Source organism: Lysobacter sp. DMC97 (assembly GCF_056313745.1).
On sequence record NZ_JBQUZR010000003.1, the window covers coordinates 155,305 to 168,182 of the forward strand.

The 12,878-nt window shown below is 71.5% G+C and carries 13 protein-coding genes; 5 read left to right on the forward strand and 8 right to left on the reverse strand.

The window, feature by feature from the left end:
* Nucleotides 1-60: 60 nt before the first annotated feature.
* From ACT53Q_RS06835 to ACT53Q_RS06850, 4 genes are all read right to left on the reverse strand, one after another.
* A complete protein-coding gene (locus ACT53Q_RS06835) occupies nt 61-396 on the reverse strand; it encodes a YegP family protein (protein ID WP_476185918.1) in 336 nt (111 codons plus the stop codon).
* 61 nt (nt 397-457) lie between these two features.
* On the reverse strand, nt 458-1,441 hold the full coding sequence (locus ACT53Q_RS06840; protein ID WP_476185919.1) for a ribokinase: 984 nt from the start codon (nt 1,439-1,441) through the stop codon (nt 458-460).
* A gap of 118 nt (nt 1,442-1,559) precedes the next feature.
* The gene (locus ACT53Q_RS06845) at nt 1,560-2,897 is read right to left on the reverse strand and encodes a NupC/NupG family nucleoside CNT transporter (protein ID WP_476185920.1); all 1,338 of its coding nucleotides are present in this window, start codon (nt 2,895-2,897) and stop codon (nt 1,560-1,562) included.
* Nucleotides 2,898-3,008: 111 nt separating this feature from the next.
* Nucleotides 3,009-4,154 (reverse strand): GGDEF domain-containing protein, encoded by a 1,146-nt coding sequence (locus ACT53Q_RS06850; RefSeq protein WP_476185921.1) that lies wholly within the window; start codon nt 4,152-4,154, stop codon nt 3,009-3,011.
* 131 nt (nt 4,155-4,285) lie between these two features.
* Between ACT53Q_RS06850 and ACT53Q_RS06855 the strand changes: the two genes are divergently transcribed.
* Nucleotides 4,286-5,734 (forward strand): Ca2+-dependent phosphoinositide-specific phospholipase C, encoded by a 1,449-nt coding sequence (locus ACT53Q_RS06855; protein WP_476185922.1) that lies wholly within the window; start codon nt 4,286-4,288, stop codon nt 5,732-5,734.
* Nucleotides 5,735-5,753: 19 nt separating this feature from the next.
* Here ACT53Q_RS06855 and ACT53Q_RS06860 read toward each other — a convergent pair whose 3' ends face one another.
* Nucleotides 5,754-6,395, reverse strand: coding sequence for a TMEM165/GDT1 family protein (locus tag ACT53Q_RS06860; protein ID WP_476185923.1), 642 nt, complete (start codon nt 6,393-6,395; stop codon nt 5,754-5,756).
* Between the two features lie 269 nt (nt 6,396-6,664).
* Between ACT53Q_RS06860 and ACT53Q_RS06865 the strand changes: the two genes are divergently transcribed.
* Complete coding sequence (locus tag ACT53Q_RS06865; RefSeq protein WP_476185924.1) at nt 6,665-7,639, forward strand: aldo/keto reductase; 975 nt, start codon at nt 6,665-6,667, stop codon at nt 7,637-7,639.
* 96 nt (nt 7,640-7,735) lie between these two features.
* On the opposite strand, the gene ACT53Q_RS06870 is transcribed toward ACT53Q_RS06865, so the two are convergent.
* Genes ACT53Q_RS06870 through ACT53Q_RS06880 form a run of 3 tightly spaced genes read right to left on the reverse strand, consistent with a single transcriptional unit; the run spans nt 7,736 to nt 10,567 of the window.
* Nucleotides 7,736-9,076 (reverse strand): PDZ domain-containing protein, encoded by a 1,341-nt coding sequence (locus ACT53Q_RS06870; RefSeq protein ID WP_476185925.1) that lies wholly within the window; start codon nt 9,074-9,076, stop codon nt 7,736-7,738.
* A 47-nt stretch (nt 9,077-9,123) separates the two neighbouring features.
* The gene (locus ACT53Q_RS06875) at nt 9,124-9,942 is read right to left on the reverse strand and encodes a hypothetical protein (protein WP_476185926.1); all 819 of its coding nucleotides are present in this window, start codon (nt 9,940-9,942) and stop codon (nt 9,124-9,126) included.
* Nucleotides 9,935-10,567 (reverse strand): RNA polymerase sigma factor, encoded by a 633-nt coding sequence (locus ACT53Q_RS06880; RefSeq protein WP_476185927.1) that lies wholly within the window; start codon nt 10,565-10,567, stop codon nt 9,935-9,937. The genes ACT53Q_RS06875 and ACT53Q_RS06880 overlap by 8 nt, the downstream gene beginning before the upstream one ends.
* Before the next feature lie 129 nt (nt 10,568-10,696).
* On the opposite strand from ACT53Q_RS06880, the gene ACT53Q_RS06885 reads away from it, so the two are divergent.
* The 3 genes from ACT53Q_RS06885 to ACT53Q_RS06895 are packed head-to-tail and all read left to right on the forward strand — an operon-like array spanning nt 10,697 to nt 12,800.
* Nucleotides 10,697-11,653: an SPFH domain-containing protein gene (locus ACT53Q_RS06885; protein ID WP_476185928.1), complete on the forward strand. Its 957-nt coding sequence runs from the start codon at nt 10,697-10,699 to the stop codon at nt 11,651-11,653.
* A gap of 15 nt (nt 11,654-11,668) precedes the next feature.
* The gene (locus ACT53Q_RS06890; RefSeq protein ID WP_476185929.1) at nt 11,669-12,103 is read left to right on the forward strand and encodes an NfeD family protein; all 435 of its coding nucleotides are present in this window, start codon (nt 11,669-11,671) and stop codon (nt 12,101-12,103) included.
* Nucleotides 12,104-12,137: 34 nt separating this feature from the next.
* Nucleotides 12,138-12,800, forward strand: a complete 663-nt coding sequence (locus tag ACT53Q_RS06895) for a hypothetical protein (protein WP_476185930.1) — start codon at nt 12,138-12,140, stop codon at nt 12,798-12,800.
* The last annotated feature ends 78 nt before the right edge of the window (nt 12,801-12,878 follow it).

The following is a 12,878-nucleotide window of genomic DNA, read 5'->3' on the forward strand; positions in this document are numbered from 1 at the left end:
TGACGAAAGACCCGGCGTTCGCCGGGTCTTTGTATTGCGGTATTGCGGGTGGAGGCGGACTCAGGTCGTCTCGTCCTCGACCGACGCGTCCGGCGCGTTGGTCTTCACCGACGCGATGCCGTTGTCGCGGCCGGCTTCGTCGACATACATCTGGCTGCTGCCGATCACCTGGTTGTTGCCGGCCTTCAGGTTGAAGAAGAACTTGCCGTTGGCGGCGGTCTTGCGCTCGTAGCGGCCGTCGTCCGGCGCGTTCTTCTTCACCGATTCGATGCCGTTGTTGCAGCCGCCGCGGTCCTTGTAGCCCTCGCTGCTGAGGATCACCTGGCCGTTGCCGGCCTTCAGGTTGAACTGGAACTCGCCGTTGCTGCGCTTGCTGATGACGAACTTGCCGGCCATGGGACCTCCTGGATGAGGGTGGAATCCCGAGCGTAGCAGGCGACCTCGGCCGTCGGGGGGCTCAAACCGGGAATCTTGCGGCGACCTCGTCGGCGGTCGGCATCGCCGCCGCGGCGCCGGGGCGTTCGGTCGACAGCGCGGCGTAGCGGTGGGCGGCGCGCAGGTGGGTGGCGAACGGGGCGTCCGGGCGCAGGGCCAGCGCGGCGGCCAGCGCGCCGTTGAAGGCGTCGCCGGCGCCGGTGGTGTCGACCACCGCCGCCGATTCGGCCGGCAGCCGGTACCAGGCGGTGTCGTCGCCGCGCAGCGTGCCGTCGGCGTGCGAGACGAAGCAGCCGGCGGCGCCGAGCGTCACCACCACCGTGCCGCCGGGCAGCAGGTCGCGGCACAGCGCGTGCAGGCGCGGCGAATCGAGGCTGGCGAGGTCGCCGCCGTCGATGCGTTCGCCGAGGTGGCGGGCGAACAGCCCGGCGCATTCGGTCTCGTTCGGGGTCAGCAGGTCGGCCAGCGCCAGCACCTCGCGCGGCACGGCGATGTTCGCCGGCGCCGGGTTGAGCATCGCGATCCGGCCCTGCGCGCGCGCCAGCCGCAGCGCGGCGCCGACGGCGTCCAGCGGCGATTCCAGCTGCACCAGCACCACCGCCGCCGCGGCGACGGCCTCGGTCTGGGCGTCGATGAACTCCGCCGACAGTGCGGCGTTGGCGCCGGGGCCGACGACGATGCTGTTGCGGCCCTGGGCGTCGACGAAGATGCCGGCGGTGCCGGTGGGCGCCGTGCTGCGCTGGTCGCGCAGGTCGATGCCGTCGGCGGTCGCCAGCGCGCGTGCCAGCTGGCCGCCGAGGTCGTCGCCCAGCGCGCAGACGAAGGTGGTGGCGGCGCCGCTGCGGGCGGCGGCGGTGGCCTGGTTGAAACCCTTGCCGCCGGGACCGCTGGCGTACTCGCCGGACAGGGTGGCGCCGGGGGCGGGCAACGCGTCGCTGCGCCAGACGTGGTCGACGTTGAAGGAGCCGACGACGACGACCGGCGCGGCGGGGGTGGAAACGGGCATGGGGACATCCTGTGGAGCGGAAAGACGCCGTCGCCTCCGGATCGCTCCGGAGGCGGCGGGCGGGACATGGCGTGGAACGGGGAAGCCGCCGCGCGGCGGCCTTCCCCGGGGCGGGCGGTCAGCGCAGGCCGATCAGCACGCCGGCGATGGTCGCCGTCATCAGCGTGGCGATCGAGCCGCCGAGCACGGCGCGCAGGCCGAAGCGGGCGAGGTCGCCGCGGCGCTCGGGCGCGAGGCCGCCGATGCCGCCGATCTGGATCGCGATCGAGGCGAAGTTGGCGAAGCCGCACAGCGCGTAGGTCAGGATCAGGCGCGAATGCTCGCTGATCTGGCCCGGGCCGTCGCCGACCGGCGTCTGCGACAGCTGCAGGTAGGCGATGAACTCGTTCAGCACCACCTTCTGGCCGATCAGGCCGCCGGCGATCACCGAATCGTTCCAGTCGATGCCGATGACCCAGGCGATCGGCGCCAGCACGTAGCCGAGGATCAGGCCGAGGTTGAGCCGCACCTTCTGCGCCGCGACGTCGACCGCGCCGTCGTTGAGCATCATGTTGAGGCTCTGGTAACCCGGGAGGTGCAGGTCGCCGAACCAGCCGATGATCGAATTGAGCATCGCGATCAGCGCCACGAACGCCAGCAGCATCGCGGCGATGTTGATCGCCAGCTTCATGCCGTCGGACGCGCCGCCGGCCGCGGCGTCGATGATGTTCTTGCTCTCGCGCTCGACGTGGATGCTGACCTTGCCGCCGGTGAGCGGCGTGCCGGTCTCGGGGATCAGGATCTTGGCGATCAGCAGCGTGGCCGGCGCGGCCATGATCGACGCGGCCAGGAAGTGCTTGGCGTAGATCTGCTGCTGCACCACGTCGGTGCCGGCCAGCATGCCGATGTACACCGCCATCACGCCGCCGGCGATGTGCGCCATGCCGCCGATCATCATCGTCAGCAGTTCGGATTCGGTCATGCGGTTGATGTACGGGCGCACGGTCAGCGGCGCCTCGGTCTGGCCGATGAACACGCTGGCGCAGACGCTGGTGGTCTCGGCGCCGGACACCTTCATCACCTTGGTGATCGCCATCGCCATCACCTTCACCACCCACTGCATCACCCCGAGGTGGTACAGCACGGCCATGAACGAGGCGAAGAAGATCACCGTCGGCAGCGCGTGGAAGATGAAGACGAAGCCGTACTTGTCCTGGTCGGCGAAGCCGCCGAGGATCATCTTCGAGCCTTCGTTGGTGAAGCCGATCAGCTTGACGAAGACGGCGCCGAGGCCCTCGAAGATCTTGCTGCCCCAGCCGGTCAGCAGGACGAAGCCCGCGAACGCGATCTGCAGCGCCACGCCGGTGCCGACGAGTTTCCAGTCGACCGACTTCTTGTTGCTCGAGAACAGCCAGGCGATGCCGAGCAGCACCGCGAGTCCGAACAGGCCGAAGCCGATCCGCATCAACGCATCCATCCCCACTCCCCAAACCTGACGGCAGAATCGGGGCAGGGTAGGGCAGCCGGCCGGACCGGGCAACTGGGCGGGGTACCGGCGGGGCGCGGGGTCGGGCGTCCGCCGGCGCGTTCAGGTGTCCCGGGCGACCACCCGGTTGCAGCCCTCGCGCTTGGCGACCTGCAGCCGGCGGTCGGCGCTGCGCAGCAGCGTGGACACGTCGCTGCCGTCGGCCGGATAGCTGGACAGCCCGCCGCTGAAGGTGATCTTCAGCGGGTCGCCGCCGCGCTCGGGCACGAACGGACGCTCGACCATCAGCTGGCGCAGGCGGTCCAGCCGCTCCCAGGCGTTGCCGATCGGGCAGTTCAGCAGCAGCACGAATTCCTGGCCGCCGATCCGGATCAGCCGCTCCTTCGGCTGCAGCATCTCGCGCATCGATCCGGCGATGTGGCGGATGGCGCGGTCGCCGGCGAGGTGGCCGTAGGCGACGTTGACGCGCTTGAAGTCGTCGAGGTCGAGCAGGGCGAGCGTGAGCGACGTGCCTTCCGCACGCACCGTCTCCAGCACCCGCGGCATGCGCTGCACCAGCCAGGCGCGGTTGGGCAGGCCGGTCAGGCCGTCGCTGCCGGAGGATTCGATCAACCGCTGCATGCGGAACACCACGGTCGCGGTGAGCACCGTCATCAGCAGCAGCAGGACCTGGCGCTCGACCTGGCTGCCCAGCGACACCGTGCCGTAATCCACCGACACCAGTTGCTCCGGCGAATCGGCCGCCATGTACAGCAGCGCCACCAGCGCGCTGTTCTGCACGATCGACAGCGCGCCGGCGTAGAGCGTCAGCCGGCCGTCGTTGCGCAGCGCGGTCATGCTGATCGAGATCAGGTAGAAGGTCCAGATGATCATGCTGTTGAACGGCGCGACCGGATCGCCGATCTGCAGCAGCGCCAGCACCAGCGTCGTGGTGGTGACGTCGTAGGTGGTGGTCGCGTACGGCAGCCAGGTGTGGCGGCGGCGGTTGCGCGCGAGCGCCAGCCAGATCTGCGCGCAGAGGTTGATGAACACCGACGCGCCGAGGCCGATCACGAACTCGGTCACGCTGCCGGCGCCCTGGTTGCCGATCATCGCCATCGGCACCAGCAGCAGCGCCAGTGCGGACAGCGTGGCGCGCACCCGCGCGACCATCAGCTCGCCGCCGGCGCCGAGATCCAGCATGACTTCGTCCGGCCGCGCGAACAGCGTCCGCAGCAGATCGCGTTTCCAGTCGCCGGTGATGCTCATGCCCTTGGGTGCCTGCCGTTGCGTGCCTGCCCTCGATCGGCGCACAGCATAGCGTCGCCGGCCGCAGGCGTCCCGCGGCGTGCCGGGGACGGTAGGATGGCCGCCCGTCCGATCGACTCAGGGAAGATTCGATGCCGTTCCGGAAAAGTGACCGACGTCCGCTCGGTGCCTGGCTTGCGCTGCTGGCCGGCCTCGCCGCCTGCGGCAGCGCCGCCGCCGCCGACACCGCGCCGCGCTTCGACCAGCTCTACATGTTGCAGCCGCACAACAGCTACGACCACGGCGCGCAGCTCACGCTGTGGCTGTCCGCCGGCTACCGCACGGTGGAACTGGACGTGCAGGACCAGGACAACTGGTGGACGCATGCCCGCGGTCCGTACGTCGCCCACGACGGCGGCCCGGTCGACAGCAACTGCCGCGGCACCGCCGATCGCCTGGCCGACTGCCTCGACGACATCGTCGACTGGCAGGACGCGCATCCGGGCGAGCTGCCGATCGTGGTCTTCGTCGACATGAAGACCCGCCTCGACAATCTGCTGAGCGCCTGGGACGTGTCGAAGATCGATGCGCTCGACGCGTTCGTCAGCGGCCATCTCGGCGCGCGCCAGTACCGCTACGGCGACCTGCGCAACGCGATCGCCGCCGCACCGGGCGCGACCGCGCGCGAGAAGCTGATGGCGGCCGGCTGGCCGACCGCCGATGCGCTGCGCGGGCGGATCATCGTCGTCTTCACCGGCGGCCGCATCGGCGCGGTGAACCAGGGCATGGACGCGATGATCTCGCTGCGCGGCGCGTCGACGCGCGCCTTCCTCTGCCCCGACGTGGACGCACCGGATCCGGACGAGATTTCCGGCCTCGTCGACGGCATGTCGGCCGCGGCGTCCGGCCAGATGCTGTGCGCGAACGTGCAGGCGGGCGACCATGACCAGATCGTCGCCAACCGCTCGGCGCAGTACCGCCAGTTGATGCACCTGTGGGGTGCGGCCGGCGACTTCACCAGCACCGACTACTCGCCGGTCTACATCGCGGTGGCCCACGGCGCGACCGCGGTGGGCATGGACGTGACCGAGTCGCTGTCGGCGACCCGGGTGTTCGTGCCGTCGTGGGCGGGGAATATCCCGCTGGTCGGCACCCGTCGCGGCGTGCCCGGCTACTTCACGCTGCGGCCGTCCAGCGCGGGCGGCGCCCGCTGCATCGGCATGCGCAACAACGGCTACGGCAACGGCGTGCAGATCGACCAGGAAACCTGCACCGGCGGCGCCGACCAGCAGTTCGTCTACACCGCGGAAGGCCAACTGCGGCCGCGCGGCAACAACACCTATTGCATGGACATCGCCGGCGGCACTGCCGGCAACGCCAAGGCGATGACGCTGTGGGACTGCGACGGCGGCGATTCGGAAAAGTGGTTCCTGATGCCCGACGGCCGCCTGCGCAGCCGCACGAACACCGCCTACTGCGCGGCGGTGCCGGGCGGCGTCACCACCACCGGCACCCAGCTGAAGACCGAGGCCTGCAGCGCGGCGACATCGCAGCAGTTCGAGCGCGTGCCGGTCGCCGACTGGGCCCAGACCACGTTCTGAGCGCGGGCCGCGTGCCGCGTCAGCGCACGGCCATGCCCGCGGGCGTGGCCGGCGCCGGAGCGGGCGCCTGCGTCGTCGTCGTCACCGACACGCCGTTCACCGCGACCCACGCCGCCAGCGCCAGGAACAGCGCCGCCGCGGCCATCCGCGCGGCCTTCAGCGGCAGCTTCGTCGCGAACTTGCTGCCCAGCGCCACCACCGGCACGTTTGCCAGCAGCATGCCGATCGTGGTGCCGAACACCACCGGCCACAGCGTCGGGGATTTCGCCGCCAGCACGATCGTCGCGATCTGGGTCTTGTCGCCGATCTCGGCCAGGAAGAACGCGATCACCGTGGCGACGAACGCGCCGCGCGCCGGCAGCTTTTCACCGTCCTCGTCGATCTTGTCAGGCACCAGCGTCCACAGGCCGATCGCCGCGAAGCTGACGACCACGATCCAGCGCAGCGTGTCGGGCGTCAGGTGTGAGGCGATGAGCGCACCGACCCAGCCGGCCAGCGCGTGGTTGAACACGGTGGCGACGAAGATGCCGGCGATGATCGGCCACGGGCGGCGGAAGCGTGCGGCCAGCAGCAGCGCCAGCAACTGGGTCTTGTCGCCGATCTCGGCGATGGCGACGGTCAGCGTGGACACGCCGAGGGTGGACAGCGAGGACAGGTCCATGCGGGACTCCGGGGCCGGGCTTCGCGCGGAGGCGAAGGCAAACGCCGCGCAGCCCGGCCCGGGTTGGCGCGACGCCTGCCTTCGGTCTTGCCCGCGGTCGCCGTGCGACCGTTCCGCGCCATGGCCTGCGGGCCAAGTGTGTTGACGCGGGGACCGGCCGAGGCCGGTGGGCTACTCCCCGGAGGAGGGGACGCGCATTGTAGCGGGTCGGTGCCCGTGGCGCGCGCGGTTACACTGAACGGCCCGCCGCATCGGTCACGGAACACGCCATGGAATATCGTCGTCTCGGCTCCACCGGCCTGCAGGTTTCAGCGCTGTCGTTCGGTGCGTGGATGACCTTCGGCGGCCAGATCGGCCGCGGCACCGCGCGCGAACTCATCGCCGTCGCCTGGGACCACGGCATCAACCTGTTCGACAACGCCGAGGGTTACGCCGACGGCGAGGCGGAGCGGGTGATGGGCGACGTCATCGCCGACCTGCGCCTGCCGCGCGACGGGTTCGCCGTCACCAGCAAGGTCATGTTCGGTTCGGCCAGGGACCCGCGGCCGATGCAGAAGGGCCTCTCGCGCAAGCACGTGCGCGACGCCTGCGATGCCGCGCTGAAGCGGCTGCGCGTGGACTACCTCGACCTGTATTTCTGCCATCGCCCCGATCCCGACACGCCGGTCGAGGAAACCGTGTGGGCGATGGACGCGCTGATCCGCCAGGGCAAGGTGCTGTACTGGGGCACGTCGGAATGGACCGCGGCGTCGATCCGCGAGGCGGTGAAGATCGCCCGCCAGCACGACCTGCACGCGCCGTCGATGGAGCAGCCGCAGTACAACCTGCTGCATCGCGAACGGGTGGAACTCGAATACGCGCCGCTGTACGCCGAACTCGGCCTCGGCACCACGGTGTGGTCGCCGCTGGCCTCCGGCCTGCTCACCGGCAAGTACGCCGCCGGCGCGCCGGCCGACGCGCGTCTCGGGCTGGAAGGCCAGGGCTGGCTGCAGCGGCTGGTGATGGGTCCGGAAGACGCCGATCGCCCGGGGCGCGCGCGTCGCTTCGTCGCGATCGCCGAGGAACTGGGCGTGCCGCCGGCGCCGCTGGCGATCGCCTGGTGCCTGCGCAACCCGCACGTGTCGACCGTGCTGCTGGGTGCGAGCCGCGTCGAGCAGTTGCAGCAGAACCTGCAGGCGCTGGCGCTGCTGGAGCGTGTGGACGATGCGGCCTGGCGCCGGATCGAGGCCGCGACCGCCGCCTGAGCTCCGGCGCACGCCATCGTCGGACACGGAAACGCCCCGCCGAAGCGGGGCGTTTCCATTTGCGAGTTCCTGTCTGCGCGCTCCCGCGCGCGACGCTCAGTCCACGCGCGCCGGCGGAGGCGGCGGCAGCGGTGCGTCGGGCAACGGCGGGGGCGTGGCGCCGTCCTTCGGGGGCATCGGCGGCATCGGGGGCATGGGCGGCATGCCGGGCATGGCCGGCATCGGCGGCATGGGAGGCATCGGCGCCATCGAGGCGATCGGCATCGCCTTCGGCACCTTGATCTTCGCCGACGCGGCCTTGCGGTCGCGCAGGTAATCCACCGGCACGCTGCTGTCGGCCGGCTTGCCGCGCAGCGCGTCCATCACTTCGCGCGGCGAAGCGACCGGCTTGCCGTCGACGCGCTGGATCACGTCGCCGGGTTGCAGGTTTTCCAGCGCCGGGCCGGTGCTCAGCACCAGCACGCCGTGGTCGGTGCCGAAGTAGCGGCCGAGCTTCGCGTCCACCGACGCCAGGTTCAGGCCGTTCCAGCGGAAGGCTTCGGCGAGGCGGCGCTCGCCGCGCGGCGCATGCGGCGCGAAGCCGCCGCCCATCGCGGCGTGCTGCGCGCAGTCCTGGCCGCCGTCCTTGCATTCGATCCGGATCACCCGATGCTCGGCGCGCCCGTCTGCCGCGGGGCCGTCGCCGGTGAAGGTGAAGACCTGCACGTCGCGATCACCCGGCGGCGCCATGCCGTCGGGCATCGCCATGTCCAGCGCGTCGGCCTGCACTTCGGTGCGATCGCCGATGCGCCGCACGACGACGTTGCCGCCCGGCCGCATCATCCCGCCGTCGCCGGTGAACACCATGATCCGGGTGTCCAGCTTCGGCGTGACCGACACGTCGGCCTCGCGGCCGTCGCGGGCGTAGGTCAGCTTCACGGCGGTCTTTTCGTCGGTGCCCTGCAGCAGCGCGCGCGCCGAGGCCACGCGCGCTTCCGGCGACGGCCCGGCGATCGGCTTGCCGCCGATGCGCAGCAGGCGATCGCCCGTCTTCAGGCCGGCGGCCGCGGCGGCACCGTCGGGCGTCACGCCGGCGATGCGCACGCCCGCGTCGGCGTCCGGCGCCAGCAGCACGCCGATCACCGGCCGCGCCGGCATGCCGCCGAAATCGCGGGCGAAATGCGGGGCGAAACCAGGACCGAAGCCGGGGCCGGCGCGGTGCCCGGTGAGTTCGGCCAGACGCTTCGCGGCGCGTTCGAGATCGGCGCGCGCGGCCTCGATCTCCTTCTGCTGCGCTGCGGTCGGCGGCTTCGGTGCGGCGGGGGCGGCGGGGGCCGCGGGTGGCGTCGGCGCGGCGGGCGCGGACTGCGAATGCACGGCGCCGGCCAGCGGCAGCGCGGCCGCGATGGCGAGGACGAGCAGGGACTTGCGCGACAGGGTCATGTTCGAGAAAGGCATGGGAACCTCGGGACGGTGGAGCGGAGAGAGAAGGACGCGGCGGATGTTCAGTCGATGGTGACCAGCGCGCCGTCGAGGCGGCCACCGCTGGCGGCGAGTGCGCGCAGCTGGCTTTCGAGACCGGCGGCCTGTTCGAGCGTGTCGACCCGCGCCTGCCACAGCTGCAACTGCTGGTCGGCGGGCAGGTCGGGCTGCGCCAGGCGCGCATCGATCGCGGCGAGGTCGGCGTCGTAACCGCCGGCCAGCGCCGCGGCCGGGCCGCTGTCGACGCGCGTGTCGCGGGCCAGCGCCAGCAGGGTTTCGAGTTGCGCCGAAGCGGCGTACAGCGCGTCCAGCGTTTCGCGCTGGCCGTTTTGCGGCGTCGCCGGATGCGCCGCGGCGTCGGCGATGACCGGCGCGGTCTCGCGCAGGGCGTGCGACGCCGGCCGTGCGCGTCGCGTCGCGTGGCGGGGTGTTGGCTGCGCGGCGCGGGCGATGCGGGGCGTCGTCGACGCATGCGTCGGCATCCATGCGTGCGTCGCATCGGTCGATGGCGCGACGGCGGGCGGCGTGGTTTTCACGGCATCGGGCGTCGCGGCAGGAGCATGCGCGGCGGTCGCGACGGCCGGCGCCGGAGCGGTCGCGACCGCGCGATCCTCGCTGCGCCGCAATGCGAACGGCAGCAGCGCCAGCGCGCACAGGCCGGCGGCGAGCGCCAGCCCGATGCGCCGCCGCCGCGTGCGTGCGGCACGGCGCGCGGCCGCCTGCGCGAGCACGGGCCAGCGCGAAGCGTCGGGTGCTTCGGCCGGCAATGCGGCGAAGGCCTCGCCCCACGTCTGCGGGGCGGCGGGCAGGCAGGAAAACGGAGTGCGGGATGCGTCAGCCATGGGCGGCCTCGCGGACGACGGCGGTTGCGGTGCGGGATGCGGCGTCGGCGGCCGCATCGGGTTCGAGCAGCGTGCGCAGGCGGCGACCGCCGCGCGACAACTGCGATTTCGAGAAGCTCGGCGTGCGCTGCATCAGCGCCGCGATCTCCTCGTGGGTGTAGCCCTCGGCGTGGTACAGCCACAGCACGGTGCGGGTGAGCGCCGGCAGGGCGTCCAGCGCGCGCTGCAGCCGTGCGGCATCCGCGGCGGCGGCCGGTGGCGGGGTGGTGTCGTCGATCGGGTCGAGGTCGTCCAGCGCGTCGCCGCCGGTCTCGGGACGCCGGCGACGCAGCGCCATCAACGCCTCGTTCACCGCGATCCGCCGCAGCCAGGCCCAGAACGGCGCGTCGTCGGTGCCGGCGCCGCGCCCGCGGAAATCGCCGATCCGGTCGAACGCCTTCAGCATGGTGTCCTGCAGCACGTCGGCGGCCAGCTCGCGTTCGCCGCACACGCGTAGCGCCAACGTGAACACCGGGCGCTCGAACCAGCGGTAGACCTGCTCGAACGCCGCGGCCTCGCCCCGGCGCAGGCGCGCCAGCAGGGCGTCGGGCACATCGATCGCGAAAGCGGAGGCGTTCGGGGTCATCTGAAAGGACAGGATGCGCCACGGGGCGAAACCGTCGCAGCCGGGCGACACCGTTCGTCGGCCCGCGCCGTCCCATGGCCGTCCCCGTCCGGCCCTATACTGGCCGCCACTCGGCAGGGAGGGTTCCAGATGGGTTCGTTCATCGGTTTCGTCGTCGTCGCGATCGTCGCGATCTTCTTCTTCAAGGCCATCCGCATGGTGCCCCAGGGCTACGAGTGGACGGTCGAGGCCTTCGGCAAGTACACCCACACCATGTCGCCGGGCCTGCACCTGCTGGTCCCGATCTACCAGGGCGTCGGCCGCAAGATCAACATGATGGAACAGGTGATGGACGTGCCCAGCCAGGACGTCATCACCAAGGACAACGCCGTGGTCAAGGTCGACGGCGTGGTCTACTTCCAGGTGCTCGACGCCGCCAAGGCCGCGTACGAGGTCGCCCAGCTCGAAGTGGCGATCCTCAACCTGGTGATGACCAACATCCGGACCGCAATCGGTTCGATGGATCTCGACGAGTCGCTGTCCAAGCGCGACGAGATCAACGCCAAGGTGCTGACCGCGGTCGACCACGCCACCCATCCGTGGGGACTGAAGGTCAACCGCATCGAGCTGAAGGACATCCAGCCGCCGCGCGACCTCATCGCCTCGATGCAGCAGCAGAAGATGGCCGAGCAGAACAAGCGCGCCGCGGTGCTCGAAGCCGAAGGCGTGCGCCAGTCGGCGATCCTGCGCGCCGAGGGCGAGAAGCAGGCCGCGGTGCTGCAGGCTGAAGGCAAGCGCGAAGCCGCGTTCCGCGAGGCCGAGGCCCGCGAGCGCCTGGCCGAGGCCGAGGCGAAGGCGACGCAGATGGTGTCCGACGCCATCGCCGGCGGCAACGTCAACGCCATCAACTACTTCGTGGCGCAGAAGTACATCGAGGCGTTCAAGGCGCTGGCCGAGGCGCCGAACCAGAAGTTCGTGATGCTGCCGATGGAATCCAGCGGCATCCTCGGCTCGCTGGCCGGCATCACCGAGCTGGCGAAGGAAGCGCTGAACCACCAGCAGCAGGGCGGCGCGAAGCCGCCGTCGATCCCGCGCAGCGGAGGCTGAACCATGGACTTCGGGATGCGTCCTGAGGTGTTCCTGTGGGCGATCGCGGCGCTGGGCCTGGTCGCGCTGGAGATGCTCGCGCCGGGCGCCTTCATGCTGTGGCTGGGCTTCGCCGCCGGCGCGCTCGCGCTCATCGTCTGGCTGGTGCCCGGGCTGCCGTTCCTCGTGCAGGCGATCCTGTTCGTGGTGCTCGCGGCGATCTCGGTGCAGATCTCGCGCAAGTGGTTCCGCGGCCGCGAATCGTCCGCCGACCGCTCCACGCTCAACCGTCGTGCCGAACAGCTGGTCGGCCGCGTGGTGCCGCTGGAAAGCGCGATCGCGCAGGGCGCGGGGCGGGTGCAGATCGCCGACGCGTTCTGGCAGGTCAGCGGCCCCGACCTGCCCGCCGGTGCCAACGTGCGCATCGTCGACGTGCACGGCATGATCCTGAAAGTGGAAGCGGCCGACTGAGCGGCCGCGTCGAACGTCGATCGAGGAGATCCCCATGACCATGTCGATCCGATCCGCCCGCGTGCTGCCGCGCCTGCCCGTCGCCGGCCTGTGCGTCGCGCTGCTCGCGCTCGCCGCCTGCGGCCACGATGCCACGCCCGCCGCGGAGTCCGCGGCCACGCCGACGCCTGCGGCGACGCCCGACGCCGCCGCGAACGCGCCCGCCGCGAACGCACCGGCCGCGCAGCCCGACGCACCGGCCAGCGGCGCGTCGGCGCTGGTCGGCCTGACCGTGCCGCCGTATCCCGACGGCCTGGCCGAGATCGCCGGCAGCTGCGTGCCCAGCGGCGCCGGCTACGACCGCCTCTGCGACTTCGGCATCGCGATGGTCGGCGACGCCGCCAAGGGCACGTCCGGCGCGATGGCGCGCTTCGTCACCGCCTCGCGCAAGGCCGATCCGGGCGCCGACGGCAAGCCGCGCTGGCAGGTGCTGGACGCCGTCGACGTGCCGCAGCTGCCGCCCGGCTACGACCTGCAGCTCGGCGCGTGCAAGCTCGACGGCAAGGACGCGCCGGGCCTGATCGCCGTCGTCCGCTACGGCGCCGGCGAGACCAGCGCCGACCTGAAATGGATCCGCCGCTTCGATACCGACGCCGGCAAGCTGGTCGACGTCGAGGCTGCGCAGGTGAGCTGCGCGAATCCCGCCGCGGGCGTCTGACCGCACGCTTGCCCGCCCCGAAAGTGGACCATCCGCGGGCGGGGTCTGGGATAATGCCGGTCTTTCGGCAGCCAGGCC